A 21297-nucleotide genomic window follows, 5' to 3' on the forward strand; every position below is an offset into this window, starting at 1 on the left:
GCAACTCGCAATCACAAAAGTAAGCAGAAGCAGAGCGCACAGCAGTGACTACCATAACAGTCAGCACACACATACACACACACATACGCATACGCACACACATACACATACACACACACATACGCATACGGATGCGCACCTTCACAAAAAAACCACCCGGATAAAGGCCATTTCAAGGCTATTATCCGGGCGGTTTGGTTTCAATAAAAACAACAAGACAATCCTCTACTGTGTACAACGTGTTCATTTCATAAATCTGGAGAACAGACGATTGGCTTTCTTGGCGAGGTCGTCCATTTTGACGTTGGCATGATCGAACTGATTGTATCCCCATTTGATCGTCTGCAGCATGCGCGGAGATATGGGCGTTCCTTTGATTCGCGGATAGATGTTGTGATAGGCCCAGACGAGATGCTCCCAGCGATTGTCATTGCCGTCCTGAATGTATTCGGATACGTCAATTACTTTCCCACGTCCGTTCTGAAGAATGACATTTTTCAGATGAATGTCGCGAGGGTTCAACCCGCGGCTGCGAACGGCTTCTCGTGCTGCGTCCACATCGAGCATCACTTGCTCGGGGACGGGGATTCCTTTTTCCAAACATTCCAGCAGCGTATCCCCTGGTTCAAAACTGATCACAAGAACATTCCGGCCGCTGCCGTAATAGGTAGGAAAGTATGGCAGACCTTTGAGCTGTTCGTATACCTGTTTTTCATTTTCGAGTTTGTCCAGGGCATGATCCGAGTACATCTTAAAGGCATACTGCGGCAAGCCATCATACGTAAATACAGCCGCATCCGTACCTGTGCCAATGCAATTCAATCCTTCTGCATCGCCGATGATGTTCACCAGCTCATTCCGGTCGCTTCCGATGACTTGGATCTCTTGTAATGCTTCTTCCGCCTGGAACCAATCCGGTCGATTCATGGGTGGTGCCTCCTTTTAGGATATGCCTGTACAATTTTTCATATAATCATTTTCTAACGAACGGAGTAAGTCTTATTTCGCGTTCGTGTATGTGATTGTTAGCGCCTGGCCAGCGCTGGACCTGTAAGACCCGCACTAACATCCCGGAATCGCTGCCCTCTATGGAGTATATTAAGCGTTCTGCTCCGCAATTTCATCTTTTGGTGATGTTACTATATAAACGATACGGATTGAAGCGGAAACGGTTGCGTCAGAAGAAAATAACGGAAGCGCGCTTGCGGCAATGTTGCCCGGGCTTTATACTGTGAGCATTAAGGGATCTCATGCAGATCCGGCATACAGAAAGGCAGAAAATCTTATGGCACAATACCCGCAATGGTCTTATTCGCAGTCGCGGGCGAGTATGTTCGATGAGTGCCTGCGCAAATATTATTATCATTATTACGGTGCCCACAACGGCTGGAAGACAGACTCGGCTGATGAGATGCAGGTACGTCTGTACCGTCTGAAACAACTTAGCAATCTGTATCTTGTCTTCGGAGACCTCGCGCATCGAATGTGTGAGTCGGCGGTACGCAGCAGGGAAGAGGGCAAGGACAAACCGCGTGAACCCTTTCTGGAACAGACGATACGCAAGCTGCTGAATCAGGCGTATGTGGAGTCGATGGATGTGGATCAGTGGCGGCTGAACCCCAAAAATCGCACGATGTTGTCTGAGATTTATTACGGGGATGACACATTGAATGACCGGATCGCCACGATTAAGGAGCGGGCTTCGGCCTGTGTCAATAACCTGTACCAGACGCTTACGTGGGAGGACTTGTCCCGGGCAAGTACGGACATTCTGGAGATCGAGAAATGGGATACGATGATGCTGCACGATACACGCGTGTATGTGAAGATGGACTTATTGTATCGGCGCAGTAACGGCAATATTGTCATAGTGGACTGGAAGACCGGCAAGGAGGATGACTTCTCCGATCAGCTAATGCTGTACGCATCCTATGTAAGAGAGCACTACCGGGTTCCCCTGGAACAGATTGAGCTGCGAGTGGAGTACCTGTTAACCGGGAAACATCGAGAGTTTACAGCCACAGAAGAGGATATCCGGAAGGTGGAAGAGAACGTGGGCCGTTACATTGAGGAGATGCGATCCTGCGTGGAGGATGAGTATTATAACCGTCCCAAGGACGTTACCTACTTTACGGCAATGCCTTCGCACCGGTCCTGCCGGGATTGCAACTTCCGCGAAGTGTGCAGTGAACGGGCGGTCTGAAGTGCCATAACCGGAGGAATCTAAAGGCCTTATACCAACTAACGAGCTATTTCTTATGTGAAAAAAATCAAGAAGCGCAAGCCGGGCACATCAACCGCCCGACTTGCGCTTCTATTGCGTTCCACAGGCCAGGCGACAAGGCGCCGGGGTGGAACGATCATATCAAGATTACTGGACGGCGGCGGTATTCTCCAGCGCCTGACCCGCAGGAACATAGGCATGCCCGAGATCCCGGGCAACCGCCTCATACGTGATGTGTCCATTCAGCGCATTGACCGCGCTGCGAATGGACGAACTGCCGCGAATCGCGGCGGCTGCACCGTGGTTGGCCAGCTGCAGCGCATAAGGCATGGTGGCGTTGGTCAGTGCCACCGTGGACGTACGCGGCACAGCGCCCGGCATGTTCGCCACCGCGTAATGCACAACCCCATGTTTCACGTAGGTCGGTTCATCGTGGGTTGTGATATGATCAATGGTCTCAACGATCCCGCCCTGATCAATCGCCACATCCACAATGACCGAACCCGGTGCCATCGTCTTCACCACCTGCTCGCTGACAAGTGTTGGCGCCTTGGCGCCCGGAATCAGCACCGCACAGATCAACAGATCTGCCGCCGCAACAGCTGTTGCAATGTTGGAGGGGCTGGATACCAGCGTGTGGATCTGATTGCCAAAGATATCATCCAACTGGCGCAGACGATTCAGATTCAGATCGAGGATAGTTACATCCGCTCCGAGGCCAATGGCAATTTTGGCAGCATTTGTTCCCACCGTACCGCCGCCAATAATGACCACTTTCCCCCGACTAACGCCGGGTACACCTGACAACAGAATGCCCTTGCCACCTTCCGTCTTCTCCAATAACTGTGCTCCAATCTGGGAGGCCATGCGGCCTGCAACTTCACTCATAGGTGTTAGCAGGGGGAGAGAACTGTTGACCTCCAGCGTCTCATACGCAATGGCCGTTACCCGGCTTGCAATAAGCGCTTTTGCAAGCTCGGGTTCCGCTGCGAGGTGCAGGTAGGTGAACAGAATCAGCCCCGGACGAAAATATCCATATTCACTGGCAAGCGGTTCTTTCACTTTGATGATCATATCGGCCTCGTTCCATACTGACTTGGCATCCATTTGAATCTCTGCGCCCGCAGCTTGATATTCATGATCCGTGAATCCGCTGCCGATGCCCGCTCCTTGTTCAATCATCACCTGGTGACCGGCTCTGATGAAATCAGCAGCCCCGGCCGGAGTCATTGCTACACGATTCTCATTGTTTTTGATTTCTTTGGGAATTCCGATTCTCATCACCATGCACCTCGTCCATTTATTGGTTGTTAGCTTATACTACAAGTTTATGACTTGGATAATCGTTTTGCACCTTACTTGATGTCTAATATTTAGAAATTAAACTCAACATATTGTTGAAAAAGACTGTTCAGGACATTTGTCCATGGATTATAATGTAAGAAAAAATAACACGAAGAGGGATCGCCATTGCAAAATGACCGCGTGTTTACGATCAAAGATATCCTTGCACGTCCGGTATTTGGCCGAGCACGACTAGCGGCAGGGAAGGATGGAGTGAACCGTCAGGTTGGCTGGGTTCATGTGCTCGAGATTACAAATGTATCTCCATTCGTAAGCCCCCATGATCTTATTTTATCCACTGGACTGTGGCTTCAATCGGAAGAAGGGCGCGAAGAGTATCTGCTTCAGCTCATCGGCAGTGAAGCAGCGGGGTTGTGTGTGGAGTTTGGTACCAGCATATACGGAATCCCGGAAGAACTGATTGAACTGGCGGACAGACATCAGTTTCCGCTGATCGTATTTGAGCAACCGGTCCGTTTTGTAGAGATCACACAGGATATTCACTCTCTGCTCATTAATCATCAGCACCAGCTGCTGAAAAGTCTGGAGGCTTACTCCCGTCAGCTTCAGCAACGAACATTACAGAGTACGGATATGTCTGCTGTGCTGAACCTGCTGCATGAGTACGCTGCAAAACCGGTGGTGTACATTTCGTCGATGGAACCGGGCAGCTTTGTACCTGAATTGGCTCCGGAGATGGAACAGGCCATATATACCTGGTATGAGCAAGAGGTGGAACATCTGGATTTGAATGATTCAGATACCGAATTATGGTTCCATATGGATGAAGAGAAAGTTCTGCTGTGCCATCCGGTCGTCTGTTTCGGCCAGGTATTTTCTGCTGTAGGCATGATTGTTCATCCCGCGGCCCCAGTGGAATATCTCAAGCTGTTGCTCGACTATACAGCGAAGGCGGCGGCAGCACTCACGCTTCGTTCCCAGTTTCTTGAAGAGAAGACGGTCCGTAATCAGAATGAACTGATCCAGGATCTGATGAATGGTAACATCCATCAGGAGGAACAGGCTCAGACCCGAATGGGCCTTCGTTTGCTGGTGAAGGGGCAGTACTGGTTTGCAGGAGGGGTCATCGAGATTGAGCATCGATTGAAAGGCACAGGCCGGGAGCGGATGGAAGCGAATCATCAGGATGTTCTTGTCCTGCTTCGTTCCCTGCTTAAGAAGAACAGTCTGCCCAGTCTGATTATGCTGAAGAACAACCAGGTATATCTGTGCTGTGCGAAGGAAGCGGTATCGGCGGCTGCGCGGCATCAACTGCAACGATTGCTGGAAGGGATCGCCTTGGATGTAAAACGGTTTGCCAGTCGTAACTTGAAGCAGGTTATAATTCATGTCGGGTTTGGCAAGTTACGCAGTCGTCTGACCAGCCTGCCGGAGAGCCTTCAGGAGGCCTATCAGGTGATCGAAGTTTCGAGATCGGTAGATCGGATGGAACATGTTCACTTTTACGAACGTATGGGTATATATCAAATGTTAAAAGCGTTACCCCAATCCTTCCTGCAACCCTTTGTCCAGGATCACCTGGGTATGTTGATTGAACATGACCAAACGCATCACCTGCGATTGGTAGAGACGTTGGATGCCTACCTGCAGAATTTTGGTTCCAAACGGGATGCAGCTGCCCAGCTATTTATTCATCGGCAAACGTTGTATAACAGACTGGAGAAGCTGGAAGAACTGATGGGGCCGGATTACATGGATCAAGGGAGACGAATCTGTCTGGAGATGGCGCTGCTCGCGCACGCGATGATTGAGAATGGACAGTGGCAATCCTCTTGATGAGGTGAAAGGAATGCAAGACAGACTGTGCATCGATCTTACAAGACCTTAAGCACAGTCTAGCAGTTTTTACTAATCCGCCGGGTATGTTGTAATGAAGCAGGCAGGCGTTGCAGAGTGGGAGTGGAGCGTCGGCCCCGATAAAGCTTCGTTTGACCGGAGGATGGTGCCAATGATAATGAAGAAGGAGCAGCCAGCCGATACGGGGGTGAAGACCGGTCAGGGCGTCCTTCCGGTTCTGCTTCATTGGCCGCCATTGAAATGCCACTTTGGTGCAGCCATTCATTAAGTCGTTTGGGATTGATTCCAAGTTGTCCGCTCAGATTACAGATATCGAGGTTTATTCTCACACAAATCCGCCTTTCCTGGAATATCGGGCTGGTAGTAGGGTATGAAAGGGAAGCATGAATTCGAGATCAGTACATACTCATATGCATGTTGGCTGTGCTTGATCGGCGGAATGATTCATTAAGTTAAGAAGAAGCGGGGAGGCGTCTATATACCTTGTTAAACGTTTCTATGTCCGCTGTTTTGAATATTTTCTATAAATTGGCTTTTAACAAGATTCTATCACTTCACATGCAATTGTGCGTCTCAATATAGTCTCAATTTTCTGAGGAAATAAAGTATATTAAAAGTACCAGTATCTAGTGCGGAGGACATATATGGGAAACAGTAGTGAGGCTCAATACGACAAATATGTTGAGGATGGCAAACGTTTCGTTGGTCGAACCAAGGAACTGACGACACTGGAGCGGTGGTTCAATCATCCAGAAGCCCCATTGACCATATTCGCAATTACGGGTATGGGAGGTATTGGTAAATCTTCCTTGCTTTCAGAGATGTTATCTGTCTCTCGGGATCGAGGTGCGACGGCAATATGGATGGATGGTCGATCATGCGGCGGAACACCTTCCGTTTTTATGGATTATTTGTCCTCGACATTGGGGCTGGAAACATTGGACAGTGAAGGGTACCCGCGACCTTTGAGTCTGCTGAAAGACACATCAATCGAGAAGCGATTAGTCCTGGCAGTGGATAATTATGAAGAACTCGCTTTACTCGAAAGTTGGTTCATGGAAGCCTTCGTATCCAAACTTCCGTTAAGAGGGATACTGGTCATTCTTGCCTCACGCCCGGAACTAGCCTCTGCCTGGCGGACACATCCCCGATTGCATCAGCGGTTGGTACAGATGAAGCTTGAACATTTTACAGTCGATGAGATTACGGAATATATCACGGTGGCGGGGTCTCTGAATCAGGGCATGGCAGGTAGCATTACGAGAATGACCGATGGACATCCACTCGGTCTGGCCCTTGCTGTAGAAGCGGCATACCAGAGGCGGAATCTTCCCCAATACGAATGGGCTGAGCTGTCCCATATGATCAGTGCCCGATTATTATTGGAACTTACAAATCCCCGTTTGCATCCCATGGTGGAGGTGCTAACACTGCTTGAGACAGCCAATCAGGAGTTGTTATCATCCGTACTCGACATGACCGTGACAAAAGAAGAGTACCATATGCTAAGACAGATGTCGTTTATCCGTTCCGGCCCGGATGGTCTTGCCCTGCATGATATGGCCAGAGTACATCTACTACGAGATTTTCGCCAGCGTGAGCCACATCGGTTGCAGACCATGCGTATCAAGATCGTGAAGTTGCTGAGACCGCTGCATGAGCAGGCGGGGCCACATGTGCGTCGCCAGATCGCCCGGAAGATGCTGCTGCTCTGTCAGGAATCCATGCTTCAACATCGCAAGTATGCGGACGTGTCCCGTGATTCCTTGTTCTCACCTCTTGAAACAATGAGAAGCGAGGATCTGCCTGTTCTGCACAGCCTTTTACAGCAATGGTGCGAATACAGTGTGGAACCATGGCAGGCCGTATCCTATGGCCCCTTCCTGGATGAACTGGCACATCGTTATCCCGAAGGGATCGTATTGATGCGTGACAAGCTCGGCGAGACAATCGCCATGTTTATCACAGTACTTGTACATAGGGATAGTAGTGAGCTGCTGCTGAAATATTTTCCGAATGAGATGCAGGAATGCTTCACAGCACAGGAGCTTGAGAGTGATCCGGATCAGAGTGATACGCACTTTGCTTTGCTGGCGGCGGCAAGAGATGATGTGCCTGGTTATACACGAGAAGAACTGGTAGGATACATGGCACTGGACCGGTTGTCTCTGCTGGGTGATGGTGCGCGAGCCATGCTCGTTGCAACGAACCCTCACCTGAAACTATTTTTGCAAAGTATTGGATTCCGGATGCGAAGAACCCGCACTCGTGTCTGTGACAGATATGAAGACCAGGCGGACGTACTTGATTTGGATTTGCGTAGTGGACAATTCGGAGAGTGGGTCATGTCTCTGCTTGATCCGGAAGCAACAGAGAATCGGATACAGCCGGAAACAACGGAAGCAGATGACGTAGTCTGGACTGAACAGGATGTTCGCAAGATGTTGGGATATCTTCGATCTCCTGGAGAATTGCAGGAATACGCTGGCAGAGTTACAGGAGTAAGGGACGGTGTCCAATTACAGCTGTATGTCATGGATTTGTTGGAAGGCAGAGTGCATGGACTGTCCCCGCAGGATCAGATGCTATTACACGCGGCCTACTGGACGCATGCTGGCAACCCAACTGCCGCAGCCCAGATGTGTTCCATGAGTCGGGCGACGTTCTATCGCCATCTCAGAACAGCATTGACTCGCTTGGCGCGTATTTTGTAGGGTTCTATTCATTCATCATACCGATCATAACGACAAGAAGAGGCTGGTCATAGACCGAGCCTCTTCATGCGATTATAGAGTGTTGCTCTGGAGATGCCTAGTTGCTTGGCGAGTGTTCGTTTGTTGCCACCTGCTGCTTTCAGATATTGAATTAGAAGTTGCGCTTCATAGGTGTCCATTTTTTGCTGGTAGGTATCATTGGTGACAAGTGTGGTATCATCCGAAATATCCGAATCCCGCACATTCGCAGCAGTTCGAGGTTTTTGTTCCGTATCCGTTGAATATTCGCGTTCCTCGTGTTCGCTGTTGGAATGTAAATGAATTCCCGATGTCAACTGCACTTCAGGCTGTTCTTGCAGGTCGATGGAAGTGAGGGTATCAGGCAGGTATTCCGACTTGACCTCCCCATCTGTGGTCAGAATGGTCAGACGTTCGATCACATTTCGTAATTCACGTACATTGCCTGGCCAATCATATTGGAACAGTAACTTGAACACTTCAGGTGGAACCAACTCAATGTGACGGTTATACAGCAATGAGAACTCTTGCAGGAACGTCTGGGTTAATTCATATATATCTTCCTTGCGCATGCGCAAAGGAGGGATGACAAGGTTAATGACATTCAGCCGGTAGTAGAGATCTTCCCGGAATTGGTTGCGGGTAATCATGCTAAGCAGGTTCTGGTTGGTTGCAGCGATAATCCGGCAGTCGGCCTGTTTCATACGCGTTCCCCCCACAGGAAAGTAACTTTTCTCCTGCAACACCCGAAGCAGCTTCACTTGCAATTCCAATGGCATCTCACCGATCTCATCCAGAAAAAGAGTACCCCCTTCGGCAAGCTCAATCTTGCCTTTTTTGCCTTTGGGATCCGCGCCGGAGAACGCGCCTTTCTCATAGCCGAATAATTCACTTTCAAACAATGAAGCAGGGATGGCCCCACAGTTAATAGCGATAAACGGTGCAGTCTGCAATTCACGAAGATCATGAATGGCTTTGGCGAATAACTCCTTGCCTGTGCCGCTCTCTCCCAGAATAAGTACGGTTGCTGAGGTGGTACTGATCTTGCGGATGGTCTCCAGGCATTGCTTGATGACCGTGCTGCTGCCCTTGATTCTGGCAAACGGATCTGATTCGGGCCTTAGCCGAGCAACGGCTTTCTCCAGATGCTGGACTTTGGAAGTCATATGTAAGAGTTCCTGATGCAATCGAATCTCCGTTGTAATATCCACTTCAGCAGCTACTGCACCCACAATATGTCCATCCAGTTGGACTGGACGAGCATTAATCAGGGCGAACAGGTCGGGCCGGGGCTGGTGCTGTTTGCGATAGACCGTTTCGCCGGTATACAACGTCTTGAGAGACTGGAGCCGATCTGGGGGAAAAAAGTCCGCTGCGGGTTGTCCGATGATGTCTTTTTTGCTGATCGAAAAAACATGCTCCGCACCAGTTGTCCAGTAGGCCACCTTGGCGTCTTCATTAATTAATGTCAGAGCTGACCCCGCTGTCTCCAGTGTGGTCTCAAAATAAGCTTCTATTAGGCGATGCGCCTGCATCAGGGCATGCATTACATCGGATACGGAGATATATCCCTCATATTCGCCTTGATCATTCTTTATTAATAAAAGAGGGCTCGTAGCAAATAAGGGGATCACGTCCGCAAGTTCGATCAAAGCAGAGACGACAGGCACAGGAAGACGGCCGTATGGTACTGTTCTATTGGGTTGACTGTACAACCAGGTGTATTCTGTATTACAGCGCATAAAGACAGGTTTGTCAGCACCTATATGGAGTTCTGACGGTATAGACTGAAATGGATGTTCGTCATACAGGGCTTCATCTAGAATACACATATCGGTTCGTAACAAAGCATTCAGCTCAGGTAGTAAATGTCTCATCAGCATCACCTCGGTTGCAACATATACTTAGGCAAAATGAATAATGTGAAATTATGTATATTATAACGTTCGGATGAAGGTGTGTATATATTTTTTGACATCATGTGTTTAGTTTAGTTTAACGTAAAAGTTCCTGTCTAATGGAGCAAAAACCGAGGGGAAAAGGAAGCGTAGGTTATTTAAGGACCTGAAGAAGCACGACTGTGTCTATTATATTGGACATTTCAATTTGGAGTTTCTTATTTTTTAGACATATCAATTTGTAGCATGTTAAGGAAGGAGAATACAGTCGTATATCTTCAAAAAAACCTGTAGCTCAAATAACCATGCTTTCCAAAAAAAACAGGACAGCATGGTTATAGAGAAAACCTTTCTGAGTTGGGGGGAGTACTTTTAAACAAAATATGATGAGTTCAATCATCTAAACATGTTCTTAACGACCATCCAGAGATTAGCCGGTTTTTCGGCCAAACGGCGGGTATAGTATGGATACCACATGGTGCCATAAGGTACGTAACAGCGAATGCGATAACCCTCTTTGGCGAGACGTTCCTGTTCACTCATGCGTAGACCATATAACATCTGAAATTCAAAGGCATCCGGCGATATTCCACGGTCTTTGGCGTATTGTTTCGTCCAGTTAATGATGTGATCATCATGCGAGGCAACCGCAGTGTATACACCCTGATCGAGGTGATTGCGAATCATCGTTTTGAATTGATGAATGACTTCAGCAGCATTCTGATAGGCGACTGATCCGGGTTCTTTATATGCCCCTTTCACCAGCCGAAGCCGAATGCCTTCCCGAATCATATCGCGTGTATCTTCTTCGGTGCGATGCAGGTAGGCTTGCAATACGGTGCCTGTATTATGCAGTCCTTCCGAGTGCAGTCTTCGGACAATATCCAGCGTCGCTTGAGTAAACGGGCTATCCTCCATATCAATTCGGACAAATAGATCATGCAATTTGGCTTGTGCGGCAACGGTACGGATATTTCGATAACCCTCTTCGGGGTCAAGTGCGAGGCCCATCTGGGTTGGTTTCAGCGAGACGTTGGAGTCTGCTTTCTCACGTGCAATGCCTTCTACCAGTCGTACATACTCATCCCTGTATAATGCCGCTTCGCTCAGGCGAGTGATGCCTTCGCCCAGATGATCAAGCGTTGCCATGATGCCTTTATTATTGAGTATGCGGATCTCTTCGAGCGCTTCTTCCAAAGTGTTTCCTGCAATAAACTTGCCTGCAAGCTTCTTGCCATATTTGATGGACAGGTTCTCTACGGCTTTGTTGCCTGCCACGGTCAATAAGGTTTTGCGATATATTTCCGTTCCCACACTCATTTTCGTTTCCTCCTTCAGCGTTGTACATCCTTAATAGAAGCAAGAAGCGTGCCAGATTTGGCGAGGCTCTACTATTTTTCATGGAAATTATCTATTTAAATTGAACTTGGAAGGTTGTTCTGTCATCGGAGTGGGCAGTGTGAATTAATTTTAGTTAAATTTAACAAGAAAAATATTTCAGTTCCAACCGGAGTTGGCACGGATTTTGCTACATATATTTGGTGATGAGTACTATGCAAAATAATTCAGGCGAGCAGCCAGCGAATCCCACATCCTGAAGGAGGAATCATTCATGAATATCCCTTTTGTTAACGAACCATTCACACCCTTTGCAGTCCAGGCGAACCAGGAAGCATTTGAAGACGCACTTCGTCAGGTTGAAGCTGAACTTGGGCAGGAATACCCGATTATTATTGGTGGGCAAAAAATAACAAGCAGCCGCACGTTAACGTCCGTGAACCCCGCAGCCAAGAATCAGATTGTTGGAACGATCCACCAGGCAGATCAGGAACTGGCCGAAAAGGCCATTCAGACGGCGGCGGAGACATTCCACACATGGAAACATACTGATCCGAATGAACGGGCTCGTTATCTATACAAAGCCGCTGCCATCATGCGCCGTCGCAAGCATGAATTCTCCGCATGGATGGTCTATGAAGCCGGCAAGACTTGGCCTGAAGCCGATGCGGATACAGCGGAAGCCATTGATTTTATGGAATTCTATGCACGGGATATGCAGCGACTGAGTGAACCGCAACCTCTGGTACGGATTGCAGGGGAAGATAATGAACTGAGTTATATCCCACTGGGCGTGGGTGTTGTCATTCCACCTTGGAACTTTCCGCTGGCCATTATGGCAGGTATGACTTCGGCTGCACTGGTATCCGGCAACACGGTAGTATTAAAGCCCGCCAGCACAACTCCGGTGATTGCCGCAAAGTTTATGGAACTGCTCGCAGAAGTTGGCCTGCCGGATGGCGTGGTGAACTTTTTACCAGGACCAGGCAGTGAAGTGGGCGATTATCTGGTGGATCATGCCCTTACCCGGTTTATCAGTTTCACTGGTTCCAGGGATGTAGGCCTGCGAATTAATGAACGTGCAGCACGTACAGCTCCAGGTCAGAAGTGGATCAAACGGGTTATTGCAGAGATGGGTGGTAAAGATTCCATCGTCGTAGACAGTGACAGTGATCTGGAACTCGCGGCAGAGTCCATTACCGCTTCGGCATTTGGTTTCTCGGGACAGAAATGTTCAGCGTGTTCCCGTGCCATTATTCATAAGGATGTATATGATGAAGTATTGCAAAAGGTGATTGAACGGACACAGAAGCTGACGATGGGCAGTCCGCTTGAAGTAGGCAGTCAAGTCGGGCCCGTTATCGATGACAAGGCATATGCAAAGATCACGGAATATATTGAGATCGGCAAGGGTGAGGGGCGTCTTGTGCATGGTGGCGGTACAGGGAACGTTGAAGGTTATTTCATTGAACCAACCATCATTGCCGATGTGGACCCCAAAGCCCGGATTGCTCAAGATGAGATTTTTGGACCTGTGCTTGCATTCATCAAAGCAGAATCCTTCCAGGATGCACTGGATATTGCCAATAATACGGATTATGGCCTGACGGGCGCGGTGATCTCACGTAATCGTGAACATCTGGAACAGGCAAGACGCGAGTACTTCGCGGGTAATCTGTATTTCAACCGGAAATGTACCGGAGCACTGGTAGGCACACATCCATTTGGCGGATTTAACATGTCAGGCACGGATTCCAAGGCAGGGGGCAGAGACTATCTGCTGCTCTTTACACAAGCGAAGCTGGTATCGGAGAAATACTAGAAGGATTATTATAATTCAGCTAAAGAGTGCTTACAATCGCTTGAATAGTGTGCTATTATCCCAGCAACGCATAAGGAGGGAAACGGATGTTAGGTGTTCAGTTGGTACAGGAACAACGTATTCGGCTGTCCATCACGCCGGAGATGAAACAATCCTTTCATTTGCTAACCTTGTCTGGTCAGGATCTGACTCGTTACTTGCTGGATGCGGCGGAGGAAAATCCAGTACTTGAACTGGAAGAACAAGTTACGCCCCTCGCCCGGATTCCGCGGCGAATGGATCAGCGCAGATATGATTCCTACGATCCGCTGCTTCAGGCCAAGGGTGCCGAAGCTACACTGGAACAATTGCTGATTGCGCAAATTCGAGTGATGACAATTCCAGACGAATTGGAAAATATCGCAGTATATTTGGCAGGTTGCGTCAATGATCATGGTTATCTGACGGTTGAACTGGCAGAGGTGCAAGCAACACTTGAGCTTCCGGTGAGCAAGATTGCAGCGGGACTCGAGCTTCTCCAATCACTGGACCCTGCTGGTGTAGGGGCGCGAAATCTGCAAGAATGTCTGTTGCTCCAGATCAGACGCGATCCATTGGCTGTTCAGTACGCTGAACGTATGGTGGAAGCCGGGTTGGAGGCACTAGTTCCTTTTCACCCAGGTAGAACAGGACGTAGATTGGGTATGACTTCACAGGAAGCTCAGATTGCCTATGACTATATTACACGTTTGGATCCCAAGCCCTGTCGATCCATCGGATGTACAGAACGGCCACATTACATTATTCCGGATGCCATTGTCGGGTTGCGTAATGGTGAGGTCCATTATAGTCTGCATACAGCAGGTAACCCTCGTGTATCCATGCATGAAGCATGCTTCCGCTGGATTAGGGAAGAGGCTCCGGACGCAATCTGGTCTACCCGTGTGGCAGAGGCGAGGGCTATTATTCGGAGTATACAATTGCGGCGCAGGACTTTAGTGCGTGTGCTGGCGGCCGTGATGGAAGAACAGAAGGACTTTTTGGTCAAAGGACCGTCCGCGCTTAAACCGCTTAATCTGGCTATTATTGCAGAGAAGATTGGCATGCATGAATCAACGGTAAGTCGTGCGGTGAACGGTAAATACATTGAGACTCCATATGGTGTATATGAACTCAGGGCTTTTTTTGCCTCGGGAATCAGTACAACGTCAGGGGATAAAACAGCAGCATCAGCGGTGAAACGCAGATTAAAAGAAATCATTCGCACGGAACAGACTCAGCGTCCATACTCTGATAGTCATTTGACTACACTACTCGCCGAGGAGGGGATTGTCATCTCCCGCAGAACGGTTGCCAAGTACAGGGAGGAACTTCAGATTCTGCCGTCCCTTGAGCGTAAACGGTGGGCTTAATCGAATAGCTGACTTCTTATCATCTCTGAATACAAGAACCCCCGCCAACCGGATGAACGGTCTGCGGGGGTTCTTGTTACATATTGGTGTTTAGGTTGCTGTATTAGATTGCCTGAGTTTCTACAAGCGTTCCATATTTCTCAGGAAGTGTTCTCCGGCAATGCCTGGTGTGGTCATCTGCTCCGGATGAAGAATCTCTTCCAGTTCTTCCGGTGTCAGCAGTCCGCGTTCCAAAATAATCTCTTGCAAGGAAAGTCCAGTCTTGAGCGCTTCCTTCACGATGGAAGCTGCCACATTATAACCTAAGTGCGGGTTCAACGCCGTAACCACACTGAAACTTTGGTTCATGATCATTTCACAGCGTTCGCGGTTGGCTTCCATCTCTTCTACGGCATAACGTGTGAAGACATCGATGCCATTATTCATGATTTTCAGGGATTGCAGCAAGTTGAATGCAATAACTGGGCCCATGACATTCAGCTCGAATTGACCAGCTTCACAAGCCATACAGATCGTATGGTCGTTCCCCATTACCTGGAAGGATACCTGGTTAATGACTTCCGCCATAACGGGGTTGACTTTGCCCGGCATAATGGACGAACCTGGCTGACGCGGTGGCAGACGCAATTCATTGAATCCTGCACGCGGACCTGAAGCCATCATGCGAATGTCATTACAGATTTTGGACAGGCTGACCGCACATACCTTCAGCGCGGCTGAAAGTTCCAGATAGGCATCCGTGTTCTGCGTTGCATCCACGAGATCCTCAGCGGTTTGTAGGGGGAATCCGGTAACATCAGACAGGTGCTCCGTAACCTTGACGATATATTCGGGTTTGGCATTAAGTCCAGTACCTACCGCGGTTGCACCCATGTTAATGGTAAGCAAGCGGCGATTGGCGAATTCAAGACGCTCGATATCCCGTCCGATTACACGGGCATAAGCTCCAAATTCTTGTCCAAGGCGAATAGGCACGGCATCCTGAAGATGAGTACGGCCAACCTTGACCACATCGTTGAATTCCACTTCTTTTTTACGGAACGCATCCTGTAGTCTTCTCATGGTAGCGAGTAATGTCTCCGACAGTTGGTATGCCGCAATACGCAGTGCTGTAGGTACCACGTCATTGGTTGACTGGGACATGTTCACATGATTATTCGGATTGCAATGGAAGTAGTCTCCCTTGCTTTTGGTTAACAGTTCCAGCCCGCGGTTGGCCAAAATTTCGTTCATATTCATATTCATGGAGGTGCCTGCACCGCCCTGAATGGAGTCTACAATAAAATGATCCAGATGATGGCCTTTCATCATTTCTTCAGCTGCCATGACAATCACATCGCCAATCTTGCTTGGTAGCATTTTCAGTTCCATATTCGTAATTGCCGCTGCTTTTTTCACCGCAGCCAGAGCCGTGATCAGCTCCCGGTGTACCGGAACGCCGGTAATCGGGAAGTTCTCCACGGCCCGCACCGTCTGAATGCCGTAATAGGCATAAGCAGGGATTTCTTTTTCACCGATAAAATCTTTCTCCGTCCGTGTGGACATAGTAGACATCTCGTTCGCCTCCAGTGGCATCATTAAAAATAGTTCAGCTCCAGCGTTGCTGAAGCGCACTCAGTATATCATTTAAGCAAAATGGATGCCAATCTAAATCATTTGGCCTCTTGTGCCGATAATAAATAAAATTAGGGATATTAAATGGAATATTATTCAATTTATAAGAAAGGGAGGGGTGTCCTAGCTTGTCTTATACATTATGCGCTTTATGGTAGAGAAGTCATGCATGAACGGTAACTATGGGCGGATAGAACGTTTTCAGTGATGTATATCACATGAAATTTGGTACTTGATTGGTAAAATAGGAAAAAAGGACTACGGGGTGCGCACATGAAATGGACTTTAGGAGCAAAGACTGTCGCAGGTTTGGTACTGATTTCGATTATTACCTACGGAACTAGCGGCTTTTTTATATTTTTTGTCAAAGACTGGATTGCGTTAGATATTCCGAATTGGGTATACATATCGATTATCCTGATCATGGGAGTATGCTGGAACGGGATTCTGGGATGGTTTGCCTCACGATGGCTGACTCGTCCAATCGTTCACTTGTCCCGGGCTGCACAGCAGGTTTCAGCGGGTGACCTGACAACCGAAATTCCGCAGCGACGCACGCAGGATGAACTTACCGTATTATATGATGCTTTTCGCACAATGGTTTCTAACCTTCGAGGCATTGTAAATGATATTGCAGACAGTACAAGAACGACTTCACAGAACGCACAGTCTCTGAGTGAAGCGATTACCCAGGCGGCCGAACAGATCGAGATGATGTCAGATGCGGTGGATCATATTGCGGTAGGTGTAGAAGAGCAGAAGGTCACTTCCCATCAATCTCTGCTCACTGCGGATGAGATGCTGAACGATTTCCAGCGTATGCATAGCCAGTCCATGGACATGACAGAGATGTCCGGTCAGATGGAACGATCGGTGGATCATACCAAACAGACTTTCTCATCGTTGATGAAAGGCATGGACGAGCTGGCCGAGTCGCACAATCGTTCCCGCGACATTATGCTATTGCTGGAGAAGGAAGCCTCCGATATCGAGGTAATTACCCAGTCTGTCAAAAACATCGCTGAGGAAACAGGGTTACTTGCCCTGAATGCCTCGATTGAGGCTGCACGAGCTGGCGAAGAAGGTTCTGGTTTTGCAGTCGTGGCCCAGCAGATTCGTAAGCTGGCAGACGAGAGTAAGGAATCGGTACATCGTATTAATGAGCTGATTAGTCGTGTGCAAGAGCGGATCAGGGAGACAGCCCAACTTTCTCATGAGCAGCATGGTCTCGTGGTTAATGAATCGGAGCGGACCATCTCTGTGGATCAGACGTTGCATGAACTGACAGGCACGGTGGAAGTATTTATGAAGGGTGCGCATGATATCGGTTCCAAAATTGCAGAACAGACCGGTCGCGTGGAGCAAACGCACGGTCATGTGAAGAAAATCCAAGGGAAAGCCGGATCGTTCTCGGATGAGGCGAGACGAATTATGGATGCCGCGCACGAAGAGACAGCCATCATGGAGGAGATTTCATCCTCGGCTGAAGAACTGAGACAATTAACGGATCGGTTATTGGACAAAACCAAAGCATTCCGAATGCAGCCTTAAGCTGTGTTCGGGATTTTTTTTGCTTTTTTGAAGACTATTTTGGCATGAGAATTTGCTTATTCTGGTTAAAGCCGAACGTTCTTTCGTGAAAACGGAAATTTGTAAAGATTATTTTATGAAAGATTAACAAATTCGCAACTTGCGGGCGATAAATGAAGATATAATAGGATTATCACAACAGATAAAGGAGCCCAGTATATTGAAAACTTGGACAGGTATCCTGCTGATGATTATTTTGGCGGTAGCTACGATTAGTACAACTTCGGCTGCCAGAACCATGAATGAATCGCAAAAACAGCTTAATATAGATGATCCATCCAGCCAGACCGCAGTGGTCGAGGCTTCCAATATAGATAAACTGCATGACACAGCGAAGACAACACAGGAATCCATCCCCGTGAAAGAGGAATACGTTTCGGTAGCTCCAGAGAATGAGAACGTCAGATTATACCCTATGAAAGTGGAGGGTTCAGGATATATATATAACGGAATGATTTTGGAAGTGGACGGCAAAACGCGAGAATTTAGTGATTGGCAGGGAGAAGGCGGGTCGTACAAACCCGAAGTGCACGAGCTGGATCTGAATGGAGACGGCCAGAAAGAGATCGTTGTTTTGTACACGGAAGGTCATGGAACAGGAATTTATTTGGGACAAGCACGTATTATTAATCCGGTAACGCTGGAAGAGATGAAGATGCAATCTCTGGACGAGATTGCGAAACAGCATGTGAAGTCGAAAGTTACGGTTAGCTCAGACCGTGTGGATGTGGATGTCGCTGTTGATGGCGTTCAAGCAGAACCTTTACGGATCGAGGAAGATACGAGTGGCGGCGTATATAACGAAGAGTTGGGATTCGGTGGAGTAACCTATTACAGTGTAGAAGATGGTCAGCTTGTCGTATCAGCAGCAGCATCTTACGGTGCGGCTTTATATGCGGGTGATCTGACGTTTGCTTATAAGTATCAAGATGGCGAGTGGAAGGCCGTAGATTTGCAGTACAGCATGGAAGAGTATGAAGAAGAATATTATGAATCCTTTGATTAATATCATCCTAATTGATATCGTAGTGCAGCGGGAATAGGAAGTTCTAGAGTGTTGAGTCAGTAAGCATCTGAAAAGAATATCTACCTTTCTGCCTTGACGGGCAGCAGGTAAACAGGACGAGGCTGAAAAAAATCGGGACACACAGCCTCGTTTTGTGCTGCCCACAGATAGGAACTGTGTACTAAAAATGAGACAGCCAAAGATGCCAATGGTAAACGATAAAGTAACACTAAGTACACTGGGAACAACGGTGTTGGGATCTACCGCATGGCATACCAAAGATACTTCGGAGACTACTTACCAGGAGATACAGGTTATCAATCAGGACAATACGGTTGTCAAAAAGCTGAGTATATGGCCAGAAAGCGGTTTGGTAAGCCTGGACGTGGATGTATCAGGCACGGAGGCTGTTTGTGCCTCTTACAACATCATACCTTGTTAAATAAAATAGACGTAAAAACGATTATCAACGATGAGATTGCTGGAACGAGTCCAGAATACACATGGTGATAATCGTTTTTAGGTTTAACGTTTTTATGTTTAACGAATGACGGTATCCAGCGGTTTGAGATTCGCTTCAATCTCGGCGCGGCGACCTTCAAGGAATGGAGGCAAGGCAAGCGATTCTCCAAGATGCTCCAATTCTTCGTCTGTATCAAATCCCGGACCATCGGTTGCAAGCTCGAACAGAATACCGTTCGCTTCACGGAAGTAGAGGGAGCGGAAGTAGAAACGGTCTACAAAGCCAGAGTTAGGGAATTGGAAGTGATGGACCCGTTCCACCCATTGTTTCAGTTCTTCCTCATTATCCACCCGGAATGCAACATGGTGTACACTGCCACGTCCAGGACGTTCTTGGGCAAGGTCATTTCGTTCCTCAACATGCACCTCGGAACCGCTGCCACCCTCACCGGATTCAAACACGAGTACATCAGGTTGACCTAGAGTAAAGGCAGGGTAACTTCCTTTCGCTCTGAAACCAAGCAGTTCGGTAAGAACCGGAGCAGTAAGGGAAGCATCTTTTACCGTAAGATGTATGGGGCCAAGACCTACTATGCCATACTCGGCAGGCACCGGGCTCTGATCCCAGGGTTTACCCCCAGCGACACCTGCATTGTTCTCATCCGAGACGAGAATCAGACGTTGTCCTTCAAAGTCTGTGAACGAGAGCGTGGCACGACCACCGCGTTCAACAATCTCTCCATGCGGGACCTCGAATTCGTCAAAACGTTGCTGCCAGTAATTAAGTGCCGCATCACTTGGAACGCGCAGTGACGTTCCAGATATGCTGTTCACACCTTCACGAGTCTGTCCGGCCATCGGAATCTCGAAGAAGGTAAGCTCTGTTCCTGGATTACCTTTCTCATCGCCATAGAAGAGATGGTAAACGGACACGTCATCCTGGTTGACCGTTTTTTTAATCAGGCGCAGACCCATGATATTGGTGTAGAAACGATAGTTCTGATCAGCATGTGCTGTTAGAGCAGATACGTGGTGAAGTCCTTTGATTTGCATAATAATTCCTCCTAATTAGGTTTTGAGTACGGTATATTTTATTTCGTTTAAGAAAGTTACTAACTTTTCGTTTGTTTTGGTTCTGGATTTATCTTAACATAAAGATATTTAAATTACAATGCTTATTTAGAATTCCAACTGGACAGCATTTTCATTCAATGGCAAAATGAAAAAGTTAACATTAAAGAGAGATAATGTTGGTGACATTCTTGCAAAGGAGAGAAGAGATGCATGGCGTATCCACCATGGCTGGACCCTTATGACGCAGAGCTGTTTATCCTGTTCTCCACTTCACATATCGTTTCAATTAGCGTAATTACAGCATTGATCGTAATGATGTTTTTGCTTCGACACCATCTTCGATCATGGTCAGAGAGGGCCCGCCGCATACTGCGGATTGTTCTGGCCTGTATCATGTTTGCCTGCGAAATCGTGCTGCAACTCTGGTATGTGTACGGAGACATATGGAGCCTGCAGACGTCACTACCACTCGAATTATGCAGTCTGTCTCTGCTATTATCGGCGTTGTTACTACTGACACGCAGTCGACTGTTACATTCTGCACTATTATTTGCAGGAATTGCTGGAGCTCTAATGGCGATCCTGACTCCCAATCTGGGTTATGGTTATGCACATTTTCGATTCATTCAATTTTTCGTCGCTCATGCCTGTATCATTTTGGCTTTGCTCTACATGACCTGGGTGGAACAGCTGCGACCTAGCTGGAGATCTGTAGCAGGTTCCATGATATTTGTGAATGTGGCAGCACTAATCGTATATGTTGTAGATGTTTTGCTGGACGCGAATTACATGTTTTTGAGATATAAACCAAATACACCCTCGGTGCTTGATATGCTAGGTCCGTATCCCATGTATATTCTTGGGGAAGAGATACTTGCGTTAGTTTTGTTCTCGCTGATGTACGTATTGCTCTTTGCCATTCCGGACAGGTTGAACCATGGTGTGAAAAAAGGTAAAAGCAATGCAGTTTAGCGGTAATCCTTG

The 21297-nt window shown here is 47.9% G+C and carries 16 protein-coding genes; 9 read left to right on the forward strand and 7 right to left on the reverse strand.

The window, feature by feature from the left end:
* Positions 1-243 precede the first annotated feature (243 nt).
* Positions 244-927 carry a serine/threonine protein kinase gene (locus ABTV53_RS05145; RefSeq protein ID WP_433751393.1) on the reverse strand — a complete coding sequence of 228 codons (684 nt, stop codon included), beginning with the start codon at positions 925-927 and terminating at the stop codon, positions 244-246.
* Between the two features lie 358 nt (positions 928-1285).
* Here ABTV53_RS05145 and ABTV53_RS05150 point away from each other — a divergent pair, with 358 nt between their 5' ends.
* Positions 1286-2203 (forward strand): PD-(D/E)XK nuclease family protein, encoded by a 918-nt coding sequence (locus tag ABTV53_RS05150; RefSeq protein ID WP_433751395.1) that lies wholly within the window; start codon positions 1286-1288, stop codon positions 2201-2203.
* A gap of 168 nt (positions 2204-2371) precedes the next feature.
* Here ABTV53_RS05150 and ald read toward each other — a convergent pair whose 3' ends face one another.
* A complete protein-coding gene (gene ald / locus ABTV53_RS05155) occupies positions 2372-3505 on the reverse strand; it encodes an alanine dehydrogenase (protein WP_433751397.1) in 1134 nt (377 codons plus the stop codon).
* Positions 3506-3694: 189 nt separating this feature from the next.
* Between ald and ABTV53_RS05160 the strand changes: the two genes are divergently transcribed.
* Complete coding sequence (locus ABTV53_RS05160) at positions 3695-5365, forward strand: PucR family transcriptional regulator (RefSeq protein WP_433751399.1); 1671 nt, start codon at positions 3695-3697, stop codon at positions 5363-5365.
* A 59-nt stretch (positions 5366-5424) separates the two neighbouring features.
* Here the strand turns inward: ABTV53_RS05160 and ABTV53_RS05165 are convergent, their stop codons facing one another.
* A complete protein-coding gene (locus ABTV53_RS05165) occupies positions 5425-5715 on the reverse strand; it encodes a hypothetical protein (protein ID WP_433751400.1) in 291 nt (96 codons plus the stop codon).
* Between the two features lie 315 nt (positions 5716-6030).
* Between ABTV53_RS05165 and ABTV53_RS05170 the strand changes: the two genes are divergently transcribed.
* Positions 6031-8100: a hypothetical protein gene (locus ABTV53_RS05170; protein ID WP_433751402.1), complete on the forward strand. Its 2070-nt coding sequence runs from the start codon at positions 6031-6033 to the stop codon at positions 8098-8100.
* A 47-nt stretch (positions 8101-8147) separates the two neighbouring features.
* Here the strand turns inward: ABTV53_RS05170 and ABTV53_RS05175 are convergent, their stop codons facing one another.
* Both ABTV53_RS05175 and ABTV53_RS05180 read right to left on the reverse strand, forming a co-directional pair.
* Positions 8148-9995 (reverse strand): sigma-54 interaction domain-containing protein, encoded by a 1848-nt coding sequence (locus tag ABTV53_RS05175; RefSeq protein ID WP_433751403.1) that lies wholly within the window; start codon positions 9993-9995, stop codon positions 8148-8150.
* A 417-nt stretch (positions 9996-10412) separates the two neighbouring features.
* The gene (locus ABTV53_RS05180; protein WP_433751404.1) at positions 10413-11336 is read right to left on the reverse strand and encodes a proline dehydrogenase family protein; all 924 of its coding nucleotides are present in this window, start codon (positions 11334-11336) and stop codon (positions 10413-10415) included.
* 292 nt (positions 11337-11628) lie between these two features.
* Here ABTV53_RS05180 and pruA point away from each other — a divergent pair, with 292 nt between their 5' ends.
* Both pruA and rpoN read left to right on the forward strand, forming a co-directional pair.
* The gene (gene pruA / locus ABTV53_RS05185) at positions 11629-13176 is read left to right on the forward strand and encodes an L-glutamate gamma-semialdehyde dehydrogenase (RefSeq protein WP_433751406.1); all 1548 of its coding nucleotides are present in this window, start codon (positions 11629-11631) and stop codon (positions 13174-13176) included.
* An 86-nt stretch (positions 13177-13262) separates the two neighbouring features.
* Positions 13263-14567, forward strand: a complete 1305-nt coding sequence (gene rpoN / locus ABTV53_RS05190) for an RNA polymerase factor sigma-54 (protein WP_433751407.1) — start codon at positions 13263-13265, stop codon at positions 14565-14567.
* A gap of 120 nt (positions 14568-14687) precedes the next feature.
* Here rpoN and ABTV53_RS05195 read toward each other — a convergent pair whose 3' ends face one another.
* A complete protein-coding gene (locus ABTV53_RS05195) occupies positions 14688-16121 on the reverse strand; it encodes an aspartate ammonia-lyase (protein ID WP_433751408.1) in 1434 nt (477 codons plus the stop codon).
* Between the two features lie 333 nt (positions 16122-16454).
* Between ABTV53_RS05195 and ABTV53_RS05200 the strand changes: the two genes are divergently transcribed.
* The 3 genes from ABTV53_RS05200 (at position 16455) to ABTV53_RS05210 (ending at position 19219) form a co-directional block, all read left to right on the forward strand.
* The gene (locus ABTV53_RS05200; protein ID WP_433751410.1) at positions 16455-17732 is read left to right on the forward strand and encodes a methyl-accepting chemotaxis protein; all 1278 of its coding nucleotides are present in this window, start codon (positions 16455-16457) and stop codon (positions 17730-17732) included.
* Between the two features lie 199 nt (positions 17733-17931).
* The gene (locus ABTV53_RS05205) at positions 17932-18777 is read left to right on the forward strand and encodes a hypothetical protein (RefSeq protein WP_433751412.1); all 846 of its coding nucleotides are present in this window, start codon (positions 17932-17934) and stop codon (positions 18775-18777) included.
* Between the two features lie 202 nt (positions 18778-18979).
* Complete coding sequence (locus tag ABTV53_RS05210) at positions 18980-19219, forward strand: hypothetical protein (protein WP_433751413.1); 240 nt, start codon at positions 18980-18982, stop codon at positions 19217-19219.
* A gap of 98 nt (positions 19220-19317) precedes the next feature.
* On the opposite strand, the gene ABTV53_RS05215 is transcribed toward ABTV53_RS05210, so the two are convergent.
* On the reverse strand, positions 19318-20292 hold the full coding sequence (locus ABTV53_RS05215) for a ring-cleaving dioxygenase (protein ID WP_433751414.1): 975 nt from the start codon (positions 20290-20292) through the stop codon (positions 19318-19320).
* A gap of 231 nt (positions 20293-20523) precedes the next feature.
* Here ABTV53_RS05215 and ABTV53_RS05220 point away from each other — a divergent pair, with 231 nt between their 5' ends.
* Positions 20524-21285, forward strand: a complete 762-nt coding sequence (locus ABTV53_RS05220) for a YwaF family protein (RefSeq protein WP_433751416.1) — start codon at positions 20524-20526, stop codon at positions 21283-21285.
* Positions 21286-21297: the final 12 nt, after the last annotated feature.

The organism is Paenibacillus amylolyticus, assembly GCF_050990605.1.
In the GTDB taxonomy this organism is placed as follows: Bacteria; Bacillota; Bacilli; order Paenibacillales; family Paenibacillaceae; genus Paenibacillus; species Paenibacillus amylolyticus_H.